The following is a 17,360-nucleotide window of genomic DNA, read 5'->3' on the forward strand; positions in this document are numbered from 1 at the left end:
TGAACACAAATTGCGGGAATTTACTTGAAAGCGGACGAAGAAGATCCAAAACACCTACTATGGGTTTATCCAAACTATAAGCCCGATTGGTGTGAGTCTATTATTGGGGAGTTTAACATCCACCCGGTAACAGCGCAGATCCTTGTCTCTAGAGGGTTTTCTACTTTCGAGGAGATTCACAGCTTTCTTTATGCGAAGCTTCCCAACCTCCTCTCCCCTTCCCTTTTCATGGACATGAATAAAGCTGTCGAGCGGGTGATCTACGCTCTCCAAAAAAACGAACCGATCCTCATCTATGGCGATAATGATGTCGATGGAATCACAGGAACAACCCTCCTTGTTGAATTCATTCGCCTCCTTGGGGGAACCGCCTACTACTATATCCCCCACCGCACCTCTGCTAACTCTTCGACGATAACCGATGCGATCACATTTGCCCTCGAAAAAAAATGCACACTTCTCATCACTGTTGACTGTGGAATCACTGCTTCTAAAGAGATCGAGGAGGTGGTTAAGAATAATATCGATGTGATCGTTTCCGATCACCATGAGCCGACCGATAAGATTCCCCACTGCGTTGCAACTCTCAACCCCAAGCTGATCAATAGCACCTATCCCAACCGCGATCTTACAGGGGTGGGCGTTGCCTTTAAGCTGGCCCATGCTTTAACCAATGAACTTGTCTCCTCTGGAAAAATCAGCTCTTCGACAATTGACCTCAAGCGATTTCTCGATCTCGTTGCCTTAGGAACAGTTGCTGATATGGGAGCATTAAAAGGGGAAAACCGGGTCCTTGTCCGGTATGGCCTCCGCCAATTTGCTCAAACCAAACGGATTGGACTCCTCCAGCTGATGGAAATTTGTGAGGTCAAGCCCAATACGATCAGTACAACCGACATCGCTTCTAAGATCGCCCCTCGCCTCAACAGCTTAGGGAGAATTGCCGATCCTGAAAAAGGGGTGGAGCTCATGCTTATCCATGATTCGACAGCTGCCACCCACTTAGCGAAAGAGCTCGATGCTAATAATACCAAAAGGCAACAGATCGAAAGACATGACTCCGATGATGTCAAGGCCTTTATCCATGCCCACCCAAGTCTGCTCGATCAAAAAGCTCTTGTCCTCCACTCAGACAAGTGGCACCCCGGAATTATCCCCATCATTTCTGCTCGCATTGCCAAGCAATATAACCGCCCCACGGTGATCATCGCTGTTGAAGGGGGTATTGGAAAAGGGTCGATCCGAACGATCCCTGAATTTCCTCTCCTCCCAGCATTGCGCAAAAATACCGATCTTCTCCTCAACTTTGGGGGACATGACTATGCAGCAGGGCTGATGATTGAAGAGGGAAATATCTTAAAGTTTAAGAAGAGCTTCATCGAGTGTGCCAACCAAGTGCTCAATAATGATGATATCGTTCCGAAGCTTCATCTCGATGCGCGGGTGCTTTTTGAAGACCTGACTTTTGAGTTTCTTGACTCGATGCAACTTCTTGAGCCCTACGGAATGGGGAATCCCCCGCCAATCCTCTATACCGACGTGACCCAAACCTGGCCACCCAAAGTGATAGGAAAAATGCACCTTAAGATTTACCTCGAGCAAAATGAACGGATGCTTGAGGGGATCGGGTTTGGTCTGAGTGGTTATCGTTCTCAGCTCACCAAGAAGAATCTCAATCTCCAAATCGCCTTTACCCCCCACGTTAATGTTTTCTTAAGCAAATCAAGCATTCAGCTCCTCGTCAAAGACTTCAAAATTAAATAGGGTAGGACGCTGCTCTTACTTTTTCATACTTTTTGCCTGCCTTGAAATAGGCAAAGCTTTAAAAATAAATGCTCAAACTCTCAGAGAGAATTTCTCACTGTTAAATTCTCATAGAGGAAAATACCTCTTCTAAAAAAACTTTACCCCAAACTTTTGCTAACTGTGATCGCTTTTCCCAGAGAAGGCAGTTTTCAGTTCAAAAAAGCCTAAAATTTGCCCCCAATTAATAATCAAAGAGTTACAAATTAATTCTAAAAAATCTGAAAAAAAACTTCATGGAGAAAATTCCAAAATTGTTTACTGCGGGAAAGCCTCTCAGAAAGGGTGTGATTAAAATCCGTACTCTATGAAAACCCTCTTTCTTTCGGGAAGTTTTCTACCAGATTTGGCCAGCTTATTAGAAAATTTGACAAACACCTATTAGCCTTTTCTCAGGAAAATGCCCCAGCCGCTTCCAAGGGGTTTCATAGAGTACGGATTTTAATCACACCTGGGGTGTCAAAAATCGCAAACCTCTTCTCCTGTCGACTGTTCCTATTTTTCTTCCTTAAAGCCTCTGTCAAGGGTAAATGCTTGATCCAACCAGTTCTTTACATCTTTGCACTTTATACTCGTCATAGCTTCGCTCACAAGATCTTCGGAAAACTCCCCAATTCGACTACTCATGCATAGAATTAGACGACCTAATCCGTTTGTGCTCATTTTGTTATTGCCAGCTAACCTCTTGTAGCCGCCAAAAAGTCCTTCCAGGGCTTCTGTCGATCCTATCATTCGCTTTTCATAGAAAATCCCAGAACTCTCAGCACTGACATAGTCTACTAATATCTCTGCAAATTCATTTGAACTTTCGGACAAGTTCATCTTAATAATTTGATCCATTAGCAAATATTCCACACCTTCATAAAAACCTTCCTTACGAACTATATCTCTGGTTATGCGTCCAATTTCAAGCCATTCCTTCCATAGAAGGACATCCTTCTTTATGGGCAATATCCATGCTGTTTTTTCTCGTACTTTTGTTGGTAGCTCATCGTATTTCTGCAATATTTTATCTCCCCAAGCCACAAGAGTGTCTAGGTTCATATATCTTGCTTTTGATCTTTGTTGAGGGGGAGCAAATTTTGTAAAGGGAGTCATTGACAAGGCTTTTTTTGTTTCCGTCGCACTCTTCGTCATTATCTCCCAACTATCCGTTTTTAAACGCTTTTTTAGCTCGCAGGCCACTTTATGACAGACATCATATTTGAGGTCCATACCGGGATATTGTTCAGCAACTAATTTAGACCCTGCATGCAAGTCTGAGCCATGATCGATGACTAAGCCAGCAGGAGAAAAGCCTACTTTGTTAATTGTCTCTTCTAGTCTCTTTGCTACCTCTGTTCCGTTCGATACTTGCATTGGAAGGATTGCCATAGGCTCTAAGTCTTCTAGAGTCACTGTCAAGTCGCTTTTTGCTCTCAAAGCAGACATCCTAACTCCGACGACTACAAAGCACTTGTACGAGCCAAGACGAATAACATGGTCTGCCATCCAGACCCACTCTTGGTCAGCTGCTTTCGGACGCTCTAGTTTATGGAGCCCTATTTTTAGATCCCACTGGATTAAGGTTTCTGGTTTAGGAGCCCTATCGATTTTTTCACGAACCATAAGCTTTTTTAAAAGGGAAGAAATTAACCTAAACCCTGCCCAGGCTGTCCGAAGAAAGTGAAATCCCCACATTACGATACCTTGTGTAAAGGTGTGCCGCTTCAATCGGGGGTCCCCCGGTATTACTAGCGCTTTTTTTTTTAATCTTCTTTTTCTTGCTCCAATTGCATCAACGCAGCTTTAAGCTTTCTAATTTCTACCTCTTGTTTTGCCTGTGTTATTTTATTTTTTGCCCGCTCCGCCTTCAGCCTCTCACATTCCTCTTTCCACTTCTCTCGACTAGCACGGGCTCTCTTCTGAGCTTGCTTTGCAACCTTTAATTGAGCCTTACTGTTCAGTGTTTTATGTTTCCACTCTTCTCTACTTTTACCTAGCCAGTCGATTGTTTTATCTGGGCGAGCAGGCATATTTTTTGCTTTTGATGTCTTGGGCATATATTCCTCTTATGTACAAATAAATATTGCACTTATAGCACATAAATCTTTTTGGAATAAGAACAGCCTCAACTTTTAGGTCAAAAACTCTTCAGTTTAGTCAGATTTTTGACACCCCAATCACACCCTCTCAGAAAAAAAATATTGAAAAAAAATCTTGTATTTATTTAATATGCATTCTAACTAAAATATAAGGAGTTCCGAATGTCCTCTTCCAGCTCATCATCATCATCATCTTCTTCTTCAAGCAGCAATAAAACTGCACTTTTGTTACCTCAATTACCACGAGAGTCCTTAAAAAGGATTGGAAATATGCTTAACATAAATAATAAGGATTTTACTCAACAAGACTGCTTTGAGAAAGCTTTTAAAGCTTGTCGAAAAAAAAATTGGCTTCAGCTTAAAAAACTTGGGGGTCAATTAGACATTCTAACAAATCAATTAGGTATTTCTTTGCTCCAAAAAGCTATTAAGCAAGGAGATCTCTTCCTTGCAAAGGAAATGGTTAGAGAAGATATTGCTATTCATGCCAAAGACTCCGAAGGCAGAACAGCTCTTCACTATGCAGCAATGACCCATGACCCGGAAATACTCGCTATTCTTTTTGAACACCTTGATCTAGACAGCGCTGCTTCTAATGGTAAAACCCCCCTTCATACAGCAGCAATTTATGGAAAAAAAGAGGCTATGGAAACCCTAATCTTAAATGGAGCCAACCTAAAAGCAAGAACAAGGCTTACCTTAGGAGAAAATACATTTTTTAAACTGACACCTCTTGCTATTACGGTCATGTTGGGCCACGCTGAATGCGTTGAACTTCTTTTGGAAAATCATAAAAAAAAGCCAGAGTTGAACCTCAATATGCAATTTGAAGAATTTGGGAGTATCCTGCATTTAGCAATCCACTTTAAGCAAGATAGTATCCTAAAATCACTTTTAAACACACATTACGAATTAGTAAAAGAAAACCTTGAGTCTCAAGACAAAGAGGGCCGCACTCCTTTTATTCTAGCAGCTGCTTTAGGTTTTGAGGAGGCCCTTGTGCTTCTTAAGACAAAAAAAATTAACTTAGAGGCTAGAGATTTCCAAGGAAGAACAGCAATGCACCACGCTGCCTTAGCAAGAGAACGGGGAGCTATCCGGTTTCTTACTTTTTTTGGATGTAAGATAAATGTTAGTGACCAAAACAATATTCGTCCCCTTGATCTTCTCAAAGATGCTAAAGATACGTTAGGACGCTCAGCCTATGGGCTTCTATCTAATCTCAGTAAAGGTAAAATAGCAAAAAAAAATGCTCCCCCCAACTTTACCCTACACCCCGTTGAAAATTGTGTATTCCAAGGGGGGGGACCTAAAGGTATTGCTTACGTTGGTGCAGTTAAGATTCTTGAAGAGAACAATAAAATCTCGGGGATCAAAAGATGTGCAGGGACTTCAGCAGGAGCTATTAACTCCGTACTTATGGCTCTAGGGTATTCCTCAAAAGAAATGGAAAGCATCTTATCAAAAACAGACTTCAGTACCTTCTTGGATCACCCTCTCACTAAGCAAAAGATAGAACAAGCGCTCAAAAATGCCACTTTTGGAGGAACAATAAAAACTCTTTTGAAGTCTTTTCGTCATTTACGGAACCCAAAAAAAATGTTGTTGGATGCGGTTAAATCTATTTACAATACCACAGGAATCTGCGACGGAAAGGTTTTTCAAGAATGGATTGAAAACCTTATCTATGAAAAGACAGGAATCAGGCAGTGTACACTAGGAGAACTTAATGCACTTATCGAAAAAGGAAAACCTTTCAAGCATCTACATCTCTTTGCAACACAGCTGGGAAGCCAAAATGCTATTACCCACATGAGCTCTGAAGATCCTAAATGGAGCAACCTTATCATCTCCCATGCTGTAAGAGCTTCAATGTCTATTCCCGGTGCATTTAAAGCTCATACTCTTCACTTTAAAGATCCAGATAGATTTGATCCAAATAACCCAAATATATCGGTTTATCCACGTAACGATTTAGGCTCCTATGCCGATGGAGGGATGCTCTATAACTTCCCAATAGAAACTTTTGACAAGAAAAAATTTCAATCTCTGTCCTCTTTTTCTGAAGATGTCGGAAATTATCATAAACTCAATAAAAGAACCCTCGGTTTTAGCCTTTTTACACCGGGTGAAGAAGTGTTTAATCCGCCTGGTGAAATCAAAACAGTTGGGCAGCTTTTAACTTCTATCTTCAATCTCTATACAAGTGCAGAAGTCCAAATCCGTAAATTAACTCCGTATAACAAATTCCGCGTCATTTCTATAAGTAATGAGGGGGTAGGAACATTAGAGTTTGGCCTTTCTAAAGAAAAACAGCAAAATTTAATCGACTCAGGAAGAAGGTCCACCCGAAGTTTTTTTAACAAGCAACAAGGAAAAAACCTCCAATTCAATAACCTATTCCTTTTACCTATGCTCCGCCTTCAAGGGAACTCTCCTTGTCATTTAAGGCCCCAACTTCCTTACTACATCAAACGAAAGAAACTTTTCTCCCTTTTAGAGTCACGACTTTTCAACTTCCAAAGCAATGCATCCTCAAGTCAAACAACCTCTTTTGAAAGCGAACCCATAGTTATTTCGGGAGAAGGGGGATGTGGAAAAACCGAGCTAGCTAATGCCTTTGCCCATGATCATAAAGATAAATTCTCCATTATTTGGACCATAAAAGCCGACACTTTAAATAACCTAGAAAGCTCTTATCGAGAGCTTGCCGCAAAACTTAAGCGCCCAATTGGTATCAAAGCTTCTCGCCAGACTGTTATTAATACCGTTCACACTCTGTTAGAAAAAATTAAACTTGAAAAGCCATTTTTTCTTATTTATGACAATGCAGAAGAGAACCTTCCCCTTCCTTCCACTAAAAGAGGTCAAATCCTGATTACTACTCAAAAAAAGACTCTTTTTAATACTAAAAACCCTATTGAAATCACCCCTTTATCTCCCCAAGAAAGTGTCTCCCTCCTAACAAAAATACTTGGAGGAAGGTCAAACCTTGAGGATCTAAAAACCCTTGCAAAAGAATTGGATTACTTACCAGTCAGCTTAGCGCAAGCAGCTTCTTTTATTACTGAAACCCGATCCATGAGCATTCCAAGGTATTTAAAGCTTATACAAGAACAAAAAACGGAAGTCCTAAAAAGGCTCAAAACAGACAAAAGGTATCCCAACACAGCCTATGCTACAATAACCCTCTCACTACAAAAACTCCAAACAACACCGACGGGTGCACTTGCCCACCGTTGGCTACAAGTCTGTGCTCACCTCCATCCCGACAGCATTCCTCGCGCCTTTTTTGACAGATGGCTGAAAACCACAACAAAAACACTGGAACTAGTAGACAGGGAGTTTTTGGCTGACAGTATCCTATCTCTTCTTGCTGACCTTAACTTCATTAATTATAATGAAGTCACAGAGTCAATATCTATGCATAGGACAAAACAAGCCATTATCAAAAAAACTATTCAAAACCAATCAAGCCCTTCAAAAGGAAAAGTAAGTTTCTCTAGTAGCTCCTCAAAAGGGAAACAGAGTTCTTCAATTAGTACCCCCACCTCAAAATCATTGGAAGAAGCTGTAAAACTTTTAATATCTTTTAGCGGGGATTTAAAACAAATGAATAAAGACCAATTACCTTTTGCTATCCAACTTATTCTCCACCTAAATTACATAACGGAGCATTATTCCAAAACTAAAAACCTAGAGATTCCAGAATTAAAAAAAGTCAACGCAGATATCGCACACTACCAGGGAAAATATGATAAAGCTAAAGAGCTAGTAACTGAAGCCTTAAAAGCTTATTATCAAAAATATAAAAATAAAGACCATGAAAAAATAGCAAAAGCTTTAAGCCGCTTAGGATCTACACTTGATTCTTTAGAAAATCCTCAGCAGGCTTTAGAAAATCATGAACAGGCTCTTGCAATGCAAAAAAGGCTGCATAAGAATCAGGACCACATAGATATTGCAAACTCTTTATATATGATAGGACATACACTTTGTAATTTAAAAAGGTACCAGGAGGCCATAGAAGCAACTAAAAAGGCTCTTTCCATGCAAAAAAGACTCTATAAAAATCAAGATCACAAAGAGATTGTAGCATCTCTGATTAGCCTAGGGAGAATACTCTGTAGTACGGAAAAACCTCAGCAAGGTTTAGAAAAATATAGAGAAGCTCTTGCAATGCAAAAAAGGCTTGATAATAACCAGTACCACTCAGATACGGCAGCTCATATACTAAAATACATAGGGCAAAAACTTGATGAATTAGGAAAGCATGAAGAGGCTTTAGAAAAAGTTGAAGAAGCTATTTCTATACTAAAAAAGATTTATGGATGTCAGCCTAATCAAGAAACTGCAAGAAATTTACAAATATTAGCATCAGCATTTTTCGGCCTAAAAAGATACCAAGAAGCCTTGGAAAAAACTGAAGAATCTCTTATGATTCACAAAAAGCTCTTAAAAAATCAGGTCCATCCAGAAGCTGAAGCCTCATTAATTATTAAAATGAATTTACTTGTTAGTTTAAAGAGGTATAAAGATACTTTAGAAGTCTGTAAAGAGCTCCGCCAACTCCAGGAAACACTCTATAAAGATAAGTTCAATCTAGCAACCTTTGGAAGGCTCCATGGAAAGGCAGCCGCACTTACTGCTTTAGGGAGAAGTCAAGAGGCTTTGGGAAGCTATCAAAAAGCTCTCGCTATTCAAAAAAAAATCTATAAAAACCAGGACCGCCCAGATATTGCAAATTCTCTATTCGTCATGGGATCCTTATTATTAGGATTAGAAAGGCATCAAGAGGCACTAGAAAAATTTAAGGAAGCCCTTGCAATGGAAAAAAGACTTCATAAAAACCAGGACCACCCAAATATTGCAAATTGTTTCTATTCTTTAGGAGCGGTATATTCTAAAATTAATCTAGAGGAATCGATTCAAAATCTTGTACTGGCATATGAAATGGCTAAACGTATATTTGGTCCTAATCACCCAACTACAGTTTCTTATGAAGACGCAAAGAATAAGGTCACTTCTATGAAAAGCCAAGAAAGCCAAGGACTGTGTTATCTGATGTAAGGCAACTGTGTAAACCCCACTTAAATGCCTCCCAAAGCAGGCAGCCTTTCTTAATAGGCCACCCCAAAATATGAGAGGCTTCTTTCAACCCCTAACTGGAGGCACCCACTTTTTCGACACGTCCTTAGAGGTTAGGTACAATATCTTTAGGAGAGCTTGGTCCGGGAGGAGGACTACTCTGGTCTTTGTTACGTTGCAAACATAGAGATTTTCTACTAAATTTGAGGCGACAAAAAAATCTCAAACCGCAAACGGTTTGAGATTTTTTTCGGACCAAAAGATAACAACTCGAGTTACATCGCTTCCGTTTCCAAAAGTCTGCTCAGGTACTTCTCCTGATACTCTTTAATGTCATCAACGTGAATGACCCATGCTGCTCCCTTTCGAGAAGCTTTCAACATGCCAACACGTGTCGCGTAATAGATTTTCTGCGCAGGAACGCCGAGCATCTTCGCTGCCTGGTTGACTGAGTAAAAACCTTTTTGGTTATCAAAAAGAAGCTCGCCTTCATAAGTAGACTTTGTTCTAGAATACTTATTGCGACGGTAATCTTCTAGATCATCTAGATCAATTGTCCAACGTGTCGAGTCTTTGCTTGCTTTAAGCTTGTTCTGCTTAATCGCAACGTAAATGGCTTGTCTCGTTACACCATTTATTCGCGCAGCTTCAGTAATTGAAACCACTTTTCGTGAAGCGACTTCTGCTCCAACATTGTTTTCCATATCCATATTTTTCTCCTCAATCCAAAAAAATGGGTCAAAAAACCAAGCTAAAGGTCTAGTTTCCAAAAAACCTGGTTTTTTAACGATTTGTTAATATTCTAACCTTTAGACCTCCTATTATCCCAAAAAAATGAGTTGAAAGCAATCTATTTCTCTTTACTTTTTCACAAATTTTTGATTTAGATGGGATTATGAAAAAAAATAATTTCAAGGCATAGAAATTATTTGATTAGGTATAGACTTAAACCATTGATTTGCTGTAAGATAAAGGCAGAAAATCTGAGATAGTAAGGAATGATTTGAATGAAACTTAAACCCCTAATATTTAGCATTTTAATCCTTTTCGCCGTTTGTGCTGAAGCTAAGCCTCCAAAACTCACTGCCCACACCACCTACAAAAAATCTGAAGAAATTCTTAAAGGACACGTCAGCTGCAAGGAAATGACCCCAGAAATTGCCCGTAGGACCCTCAAAAACTTCCTTAACGAGCTTGATCCCACAAAGACCTACCTTCTAGCCTCAGAAGTTGAAAAATGGACGGAGCCAAGCGAGGAACTTGTCGATAAGATCATCCAAAACTATAAAAAAGAGCGTTTTGAGCTCTATGAGAAGATATATCAGGTGATGGTAGGGGCGATTCATCGGCGGAATGATTTAGAGGAGAAAATCAAGGGACTTCTGTCTCCTGAAAGCGCAAAAAATATTGATTTTAAAGCTGTTAAGTGGGCTCAAAATGAAAGGGAGCTCGAAGAGCGCCTCCTAGCTCTTCGCGCTCTCCAGCTCGAAACCGCCGATAAGCTTGAAGTCGACTCAAAAGAGCAATTCATGCAACGCCTTTCAAAAAGGCGGTCTTCAAGAGAAGAAGAGGTGATCCAAGGAGGGAAAAAAAAGCTCCAAAACAAGCAGATGTTTGCCTACTTTCTAAAAAGTCTCTGCGGAGGGTTAGACAACCACACCGTCTACTTCACTCCCCAAGAAGCGAACCAGTTTATGGTTCAGGTGCAGCAACGTCTTTTTGGAATCGGGGCACAGCTGCGCGATGATTTAACAGGATTTACATTGGTTCGCCTTTTAGATGGAGGACCTGCTCTTCGAGATGGAAAACTGAAAGCGGGAGATAAGATCATTGCGGTCGACCATGAACCTGTTGTCGGGATGGACATCGTCGAAGCGGTGAGTTTGATTCGTGGTCCTAAGGGAACAGCGGTGAACCTGACGATCCTTCGTGAAACGGGGGAGAAGTTTGATACCGAAGTGGTCCGCGATGAAATCGTTCTTAAGGAAACCCGTTTTGAAACGGCAAAACTCCCCTATGGAAATGGGGTGATTGCCCACATCCGCCTCTTTTCTTTTTACCAAGACTCCACTGCTTCAGCGGCAACCGATATCAAAGAGGCGATTGAAGCGATTAAAAAAGAGGACAATTTGCAAGGGGTAATCCTCGATCTTCGTGGAAACGCAGGAGGAATTCTCCCGACCGCTGTTGCTGTAACCGGCCTTTTTATCCAAAAAGGAGTGGTTGTTTCGATCAAAGATTCGGGGGGTAATATCCAACACCTCCGCAACTTTAGCAGCGACGTCAGCTGGGATGGCCCCTTGCTTGTTCTCACCAATAAAGGGAGCGCTTCAGCTGCTGAAATTGTGGCGCAAACGCTCCAAGATTATGGGCGTGCCATCCTCGTCGGTGACCCCTACACTTGGGGAAAGGGAAGCTATCAAACCTTCACGCTAGAGGCGGGCAACATCCATAAGGTGAACCCCCAAGGAGAATATAAGGTCACGCGAGGCCTCTACTACACTGTGTCGGGAAAAAGTCCCCAATTGACCGGAACCAAAGTAGATGTTGAGGTTCCTGGAAGCCTCACAGAACTTGAAATTGGAGAGTCCTTCGCTAAATTTCCTTTAGAAAACGATGAGATCTCCCCCAACTTTGTCGATAACCTTTATGATATTCACCCCTTTCACCGAAGGAAAATGATGCGCCTTTATAGTAAAAATCGGCAAGAGTATGTCGATCTCTATGGCAGCTACCTTCCAGCTCTTAAAAAGAATTCTTCTCTCCGCATCGAGCAAAACAAAAACTACCAAAATTTTCTCAAAGAGCTTCGTAAGGAAGAATTTGATCCGGAAACAGCCGAGCGGTATGGGCAAAACGACCTCCAGCTCGAGGAATCTCTTAACATTATGAAAGATTTGATCCTCATGCTCCAAGCAGGGTAGGAAGGGTTTGCAATGCTTCCTGGAAGGGAATGGCTTCTATTTTATCGAAATAAAGGCGCTTACTTCCCCCATAAAAGAGGTAGAGTTTTGCTGAAGGATAATCTTCCTGAAAAGCTTTAAGTGCTTTTAAATCGTTAGAATGTATCTTTTTTGAACGTTTAATTTCGATACCGATAAGCCCTTTAGGGCCATAGAGAATGAAGTCAACTTCTAATTTATCCGTTGTTCTCCAAAAATAAATCTCATAATCAAGCTCAAAATAGTGATTCATTGCCTGAATTTCTTGAAGCATTAAAGTTTCTAAAGCAGGTCCCTCAGCCTCTTCTGGTGCATCAAAGGGCCCCATAGGACGCAACGCGCGATACACTCCAACATCAAAGTAATAAAACTTGGGGTGGGTAATCGTTTTTCGTTTTGTCCGTTTCGTAAAGACAGGGATACGACTTGCTAAAAGAAGATCTTCAACAATCTGGAAATATTCCTCGACTGTTTTTCTTTCGATAGAAATATCTTTTGCAATTTGCGTCATATTTAAGGTCGACCCTTGAGAAAAACTCGCTACCTGCAAAAATTTTGCAAAAGAACCGATGTTACGGACAAGCCCTTCCTGCATCACCTCTTCCCGCAAATAGACATGGGTGTAAGACTTTAAATAATCCCTTGGGTTTACAGACTGCGCATGAACGATTGGCAGTTGCCCAAACCTCAACGACTTCTCAAGGCTAAAATCTTTTCCTAGCTCAAGCGCTGTAAGAGGAAACATCTTATAGTAAAGAGCTCGTCCTGCTAAAAGGTTGGTTCCCCTCCGTCTTAAGGTGCGCGCACTCGACCCCGTCAGGATAAACTTGTAACGGTAGTTTTCGATCATGCGATGCACTTCATTCAAAAGAGGGGGAATTTTCTGGATTTCATCGATGATGATCCATTCCTTAAACCCTTTTGGTATCATCTCCTCGACTTTATGAGGATTTTTTAAGAGCTCAAAAAAGACCTCTTGATCCAAAAGATCTATATATAAGCTGTTTGGAATCCGTGACTTGAGCCAAGAGGTCTTTCCTGTTCCTCTAGGGCCAAAAAGAAAGAAGCTATGATCCCCTTTTAGGGGCTTTTCCAGGAATCTTTTATACATTTTTGCATACATAACTACCCAAAAATACCTATTTTTTGGGTTATTTCTTCCCATTTTAATGGTTTTTCTGGGAAAGTCAACCCCGTTTTCTTTGGATTGGCATTAATCCTTAAAATCTATAGAATAGGTGTTTTTAACCAATAGTACGTGTTTGCGGGGTGCATTCCCTGGGAAACTAGGGGGTAGTACGTTAGGTTTTAAGCTGTCCAACGACCCCATAGCCGCAGGCGCTATAGGGGAGGAGGACAGTTTGAAAGATAATGTGCTAGACCCGGTTTCAAGGGGATTAAGCCCCGTAAACGCGTACAACAGTAGATTTATGGAAGTTCGTACCCGTATTGCCCCTTCACCAACCGGTGATCCCCATGTAGGAACCCCCTACATGGCTCTCTTTAATTTAATTTTTGCCAAACACCATGGTGGAAAATTTCTCCTCCGGATCGAGGATACCGACCAAAGCCGGAGCCGCCACGAGTATGAAGAGAGCATCTATAAGGCGCTCCAGTGGCTCGGCATCGAATGGGATGAAGGCCCCGGAGTGGGTGGCCCGCATGGCCCTTACAAGCAATCGGAACGGACCGAAATTTATCGGGAGCATTGCCAAAAGCTTCTCGATATGGGACATGCCTACAAATGTTTTGCCACAGCTGAAGAACTCAAAGAAATGCGGGAGCTCAGCGCAAAGATGGGGCAGCGAATGGGTTACGACCGCCGCTACCGGAACTTAAGCGAAGAGGAAATCGCAAGTCGGGAAAAAGCAGGGCAACCCTATGTGATCCGTTTGAAGGTGCCACTTACTGGAGAATGCACCTACGAAGACATGACGAAAGGGCGGATCACCTGCCCCTGGAGCGATGTTGATGACCAAATTCTCCTCAAGTCCGATGGCTACCCCACCTATCATTTGGCTAATGTTGTCGATGACTACCTCATGAAAATCACCCATGTGATCCGAGGAGATGAGTGGATGGCTTCGACCCCAAAACATGTTCTTTTATATGACCTTTTTGGGTGGGATCGCCCCCAGTTTATGCATATGCCCCTCCTCCTTGGCGCCGACGGAAAAAAACTTTCGAAGCGGAAAAACCCCACCTCGGTTTTCTACTATAAGGAAAGTGGTTATCTCCCTGACGCCTTTGTCAACTTCTTAACGCTCATGGGCTATAGCATGCCTGAAGATCGGGAAATCTACTCTCTCGATCAGATCATCAAAGAATTTTCGGTCAAACATGTCGGGGTTTCAGGCGCCTTCTTCGATGTGAAAAAACTCGATTGGATCAACCAGCAATACCTGATCAATAATATCCCCGAACAAGATCTTTGGGGAAAAATTAAAGCGTGGGGCTTTTCCGATGAGCGGATGGCCAAAATCATGCCCCTTATCCATACCCGGATCAAAACTTTCGGCGAATTTATGGAGCTGTGTAATTTCCTCTTCGTCAACCATATTGAGCTGAGCGATGAGCTTCTTTCTCCAAAGGGAACAGAAAAAGAAGTATCGGCTGCCCTCCTTCAAGCAATGATTTGGAGCATGGAGGAAAATGAGGACTGGAGTCGGAGCGGTTTTGAAAGAGGATCGCGCGAGATGGCTGAATTTTTCGAAGTCAACCACAAAAAAGTGGTGATGCGGATCCTCTTTGCTGTCATTACGGGGAAACACCAGGGGCCACCCCTTTTCGACTCGATCGATATTCTAGGAAAAGACCGAACCCGCGCTCGCCTCCTCCACGGCATTGAGTTCCTTGGAGGGATTTCAAACAAAAAGATGGCAGCGCTGAAAAAGAAGTGGGATGGAAGAGGTGCTCTACAATAAAGAAAACCCGTTCCCCGCTAAAATTGTTGAGCGCTACCTTCTCAATAAAGAGGGATCAACAAAGAAGACCTACCACGTCACCTTAGACCTTGCAGACTCAGGAATGACCTACAAAGCGGGAGATGCTATCGCCATCTACCCAGAAAATAGCCCTGAAGATGTGGCAACGCTCCTTGCGGCACTTGGAAAAACAGGGGTGGAAGAGGTCATCGATCCTCGCTCGGGGAAAACACTTTCGCTTGAGCACTTCCTTAAAACCAAGGTCAACCTTCTCCGCATTGATGAAGGGGTTTCCCTTGAAGACCTCCTGGTTAAATATCCCCCTCTCCTCCCCCGTTTTTATTCCATCGCCTCCTCTCCTCAAGTGAGCCCAAACCGCGTCGATCTTTTGGTTGCAACATTTACCTACAAAGTGGGAGACATTGAGCGGAAAGGGTTGGGTTCCCATTTTCTTTGCGATCTTGCTGAGGTGGAAAAAACTCCAATCTATACCTACCTCCACCCAACGGCCCACTTTACCCTCCCTGATGACCCTAATGTCCCGATTATCATGGTTGGCCCCGGCACAGGTGTCGCTCCCTACCGCGCCTTTCTTCAAGAACGGGAAGCTCAAGGAGCTACTGGGAAAAACTGGCTCCTTTTTGGAGAGCGTCATAGGGCCCACGACTACTACTACGAGTCTTATCTAGAAGAGCTCAAAGAAAAAAAGTTTCTCCATCTCGACCTCGCATTTTCTCGTGACCAAGAGGAAAAGACCTACGTCCAACACCACCTGCTTAAAAGGGGAGTGATGGTTTGGAAAGCGCTTCAAGAAGGGGCTCACTTTTATGTGTGTGGCGATGCCCGCCGCATGGCAAAGGATGTGACACATGCCCTACAAACCATTATCGAAACGCATGGCGCTCTTTCTCCTGCCAATGCAAAAAATTTCATTAAAACCCTTCGAAAAGAAAAAAGATTTCTTTTGGATGTCTATTAACTCTTAGGTGTGTTAGAATTGTGCTTATGTCTTTTGAACTTACAAAACTCATTCCTGTTAAATCTGCAGCAAAATTCTATGCAGAAAACTCAGAGGTTAAAAGCCGAGGTGAACACAAAAAGGGTCTAAAAGCTTGGAGCAATCGGAAGGCTTATGCCGATTATGCCCAGATGGGCGCCATCGTCTTTACCATTATCGCCGCTTGCTGGGATAAAAAAGGGGCGAAATCTTTTTACTATGGGAAAAAGATTAAACTAGGTCCTATGATTAAAACCTCTCTTGGTTTTTTGACCTTGATAAAGCTCATCAAAATAGTCACCGTCTTCTTCAAAACCTACCATAAAATTCAAGCTAAGAAGAAGCAATCGTAGCCACACAAAAGCACATCAATCCCTCTCCCCGACCAAAAGCCGTTAAGCGATCTCCAGAGGTAAAGGTAATCCCCACCTGCTCGACTGAAAGAGAGAGCAGATCAGCAACACTTTTTCGCATCTCCTCAGCCCGTTTTTGAAATTTGGGACGTCCTCCTTCAATGGTCAAGGCGATATGTTCGATCGTTTGGTCTCCCAAAGTTTCTGCCGCTTTCTCAAGGTAGACGCGACTATCGGTAATCCCCTCCTTACGACAAAGATCGATCGCAACCTTTCCTAAAATGGGGACATGGGTGATCGAGGTGATTGCATTGCAAATGGCATGAAAGACGACATCTCCATCCGAGTCGGCGTCGAGTCCTGGAGCATCCTCGAAGGGAAGCCCAGCGACAATACATTTTTTCTTGCTCCCTTCAGGGAGGAAACGGTGGCTATCTTGCCCAATCCCAGTTTTAGTCTTCATTTTTAATCCTTACACGAACCCATTAAAGTCATCATACCATAACCAAATTCATGCTGTTATGCTTAGAAAAATGCGAAGTGCGATCTAGCTCTGCTTCCTGTCGCATTCGCTCTGACCTTTTCCTATCCATTTCTTCATGATAATCTTCGGAGTTTTCGATTCCCTCCATAACCATTGGTATCGATGAAACTATCATTCCCCATCCAACAGGGGGATTTACAGCTGCAACAACCACTCCTGTTGCCATTACTACCATGCCCAGAATAGCTTTGCCCTTCCAGAATCTAGAGCGCTTTTTACATAAAGACACTTTAGCTTCAGAACCTAAAGCATCTAAAGTCAAAGGAGAATCACATGTTTCAAGGATTTGATAAAAAAGACCTGCTACTTGACTTTGCGAAGCAAGTTGTCCATCTTGAATAAGAACCTCAGGAAAATGAATCTCAAATAAAAATCTCGCCTGATCGAGTTTTCCATCTAGCAATAACAAAAATGCTCTACAAACTTCTGCCATATGAACATCATCAGGATACAGTTCTTTCCATTGATCGATGGAATAGAAGGCCCCATCGATATCCGCATCACTCATATTCAAGGAAAATTCCTTTAAAATATCATCTTTTTCAACACAGCAAAAACTTAAAGCCGGCAGCAATAGTAAAAACAAAAAAATTTCATATCAATACCACTTCATAAAAATTAATTT

Annotated in this window: 12 protein-coding genes; 6 read left to right on the forward strand and 6 right to left on the reverse strand. The window is 42.2% G+C overall.

The features are described 5' to 3' along the window. The first annotated feature begins 24 nt into the window (after positions 1–24). Positions 25–1,764 carry a single-stranded-DNA-specific exonuclease RecJ gene (recJ, locus tag NEPTK9_RS01155; RefSeq protein WP_228546949.1) on the forward strand — a complete coding sequence of 580 codons (1,740 nt, stop codon included), beginning with the start codon at positions 25–27 and terminating at the stop codon, positions 1,762–1,764. 534 nt (positions 1,765–2,298) lie between these two features. Here recJ and NEPTK9_RS01160 read toward each other — a convergent pair. After that, positions 2,299–3,483, reverse strand: coding sequence for a hypothetical protein (locus tag NEPTK9_RS01160; RefSeq protein ID WP_194846996.1), 1,185 nt, complete (start codon positions 3,481–3,483; stop codon positions 2,299–2,301). Positions 3,484–3,551: 68 nt separating this feature from the next. Next, positions 3,552–3,845, reverse strand: a complete 294-nt coding sequence (locus NEPTK9_RS01165) for a hypothetical protein (RefSeq protein WP_194846997.1) — start codon at positions 3,843–3,845, stop codon at positions 3,552–3,554. Between the two features lie 204 nt (positions 3,846–4,049). Between NEPTK9_RS01165 and NEPTK9_RS01170 the strand changes: the two genes are divergently transcribed. Next, the gene (locus NEPTK9_RS01170) at positions 4,050–8,957 is read left to right on the forward strand and encodes a tetratricopeptide repeat protein (protein ID WP_194846998.1); all 4,908 of its coding nucleotides are present in this window, start codon (positions 4,050–4,052) and stop codon (positions 8,955–8,957) included. A 293-nt stretch (positions 8,958–9,250) separates the two neighbouring features. Here the strand turns inward: NEPTK9_RS01170 and NEPTK9_RS01175 are convergent, their stop codons facing one another. Further along, positions 9,251–9,685, reverse strand: coding sequence for a helix-turn-helix domain-containing protein (locus tag NEPTK9_RS01175; RefSeq protein ID WP_194847051.1), 435 nt, complete (start codon positions 9,683–9,685; stop codon positions 9,251–9,253). Between the two features lie 297 nt (positions 9,686–9,982). Between NEPTK9_RS01175 and tsp the strand changes: the two genes are divergently transcribed. Next, positions 9,983–11,899, forward strand: a complete 1,917-nt coding sequence (gene tsp / locus NEPTK9_RS01180) for a tail-specific protease Tsp (RefSeq protein ID WP_194846999.1) — start codon at positions 9,983–9,985, stop codon at positions 11,897–11,899. Here the strand turns inward: tsp and NEPTK9_RS01185 are convergent. Beyond that, a complete protein-coding gene (locus NEPTK9_RS01185; protein WP_194847000.1) occupies positions 11,880–13,028 on the reverse strand; it encodes an ATP-binding protein in 1,149 nt (382 codons plus the stop codon). The two genes, tsp and NEPTK9_RS01185, sit on opposite strands and share 20 nt — an antisense overlap. 319 nt (positions 13,029–13,347) lie before the next feature. On the opposite strand from NEPTK9_RS01185, the gene gltX reads away from it, so the two are divergent. Genes gltX through NEPTK9_RS01200 form a run of 3 tightly spaced genes read left to right on the forward strand, consistent with a single transcriptional unit; the run spans position 13,348 to position 16,191 of the window. Beyond that, positions 13,348–14,841 carry a glutamate--tRNA ligase gene (gltX, locus tag NEPTK9_RS01190; RefSeq protein ID WP_194847001.1) on the forward strand — a complete coding sequence of 498 codons (1,494 nt, stop codon included), beginning with the start codon at positions 13,348–13,350 and terminating at the stop codon, positions 14,839–14,841. Next, entirely contained in the window at positions 14,819–15,820 is a 1,002-nt protein-coding gene (locus NEPTK9_RS01195) for a flavodoxin domain-containing protein (RefSeq protein ID WP_194847002.1), read from the forward strand. Before gltX ends, NEPTK9_RS01195 begins: the two co-directional genes overlap by 23 nt. 26 nt (positions 15,821–15,846) lie before the next feature. Next, positions 15,847–16,191, forward strand: coding sequence for a hypothetical protein (locus NEPTK9_RS01200; RefSeq protein WP_194847003.1), 345 nt, complete (start codon positions 15,847–15,849; stop codon positions 16,189–16,191). Here NEPTK9_RS01200 and ispF read toward each other — a convergent pair. Further along, positions 16,172–16,654 (reverse strand): 2-C-methyl-D-erythritol 2,4-cyclodiphosphate synthase, encoded by a 483-nt coding sequence (gene ispF, locus NEPTK9_RS01205; RefSeq protein ID WP_194847004.1) that lies wholly within the window; start codon positions 16,652–16,654, stop codon positions 16,172–16,174. The genes NEPTK9_RS01200 and ispF overlap by 20 nt on opposite strands. Before the next feature lie 31 nt (positions 16,655–16,685). Next, positions 16,686–17,321, reverse strand: a complete 636-nt coding sequence (locus NEPTK9_RS01210; protein WP_194847005.1) for a hypothetical protein — start codon at positions 17,319–17,321, stop codon at positions 16,686–16,688. Positions 17,322–17,360 lie beyond the last annotated feature (39 nt).

This window comes from Candidatus Neptunochlamydia vexilliferae, assembly GCF_015356785.1.
In the GTDB taxonomy this organism is placed as follows: domain Bacteria; phylum Chlamydiota; class Chlamydiia; order Chlamydiales; family Simkaniaceae; genus Neptunichlamydia; species Neptunichlamydia vexilliferae.